This is a genomic window from Bacillus sp. LR--39 (genome assembly GCF_053613335.1).
The window spans coordinates 1-1,155 of record NZ_JBSIOT010000277.1 but is presented as its reverse complement, the minus strand read 5'-3'; the positions used below and the strand labels follow the sequence as shown (position 1 = coordinate 1,155).

At 44.2% G+C, this 1,155-nt stretch carries 2 protein-coding genes; both read right to left on the bottom strand.

Annotated features, from left to right (window positions below):
* Window positions 1–496, bottom strand: a 496-nt coding sequence (locus ACWHAR_RS22480; protein WP_452087880.1) for a LacI family DNA-binding transcriptional regulator, incomplete at its 3' end; no start/stop codon positions are given.
* Between the two features lie 87 nt (window positions 497–583).
* A partial coding sequence (locus ACWHAR_RS22475; protein WP_452087879.1) for an MFS transporter occupies window positions 584–1,155 on the bottom strand: 572 nt, incomplete at its 5' end.

Below are 1,155 nucleotides of genomic sequence, written 5' to 3'. Positions count from 1 at the left end.
CTTCTTGAGAGCCTTCCTTGTCATTGGACAAAATATTCGTGATGGTGCGATCATCAATATCACGATTCAGCACGACAAGCGGAATGTTTTTTTCGCGAATATGGTAAATAAAAGAATTATCAATGTCACTTTGGCTCATTAAAATGATGCCGTCATATCTCATTGGTGTAACGGAATCATAGTTTTTCAGATCATCAATGCCGCGCACATACAGATTGTAATCCTCACTTATGGCTTGATTGACGCCTTTGATTGTGTCTGCAAAGAAGCTGTGTGAGGTTCCGTTTGTAATGCTTGTAAAGAACAGCCCGATCGTATGCGACTTTTGCATCGCCAGACTTTTCGCATTTACATTTGGTGTATAGTTGAGCTGCTCTGCTAGCTCTAATATTTTTTTCTTCGTATGTTCTTTGATGTAAGGGCTGTTGTTGAGTGCTCTGGAAACGGTTGTGTGGGATACGTTTGCGAGTTTTGCGATATCTTTAATGGTTACCATCTAATTCCCTTCCTTATCATACCGGCTGCGATTATTTACTGTATATTGTATCATCAAACATACCGCCTCTCCCACTATATTTCCAGATTAATAAGACACAGGATTCTCCGCTTCTGTTCCCGCTGTCTTGCCAATGATTGGACGGACAAAACGAATCACAGCAAGTGAAGCGAAGACAGCCAGCCCTCCGGCAAGCAAAAATGCTCCGGAAAACGTGCCTGTTTGGTCAACAATAAATCCGGTTAAAGCCGGGCCGATAATTCCTGCCGTGTTGGCGAGGAAATGCATGAAGCCGCCAACAGAACCGACATTGTTTTGATCAACCACATCTTGAATGACAGCCCAATAGATAGCACCGGTCAAATAAAGAAAGAACACTGACAGAGCGACAAGAGTGACAGCCCCCGCAGTCGTTGCCACAAGCCCGGCAAAACCAATCAGGACAGCTGATGAAAACAAACACGTGACAAGCACAACCTTGCGCGAGAACAGCACACCTTTTCGGGCTGTTTTTTTGTACACATAGTCAGAAACAAATCCCCCCGCAGCCAGCCCGATAAATCCTAAAATCCAAGGTATGACTGTGATGACACTCATCGATTCAACACTTAATCCCCGCTCGTCGACAAGATAGCTCGGAAACCACGTCAAAAAGAAGA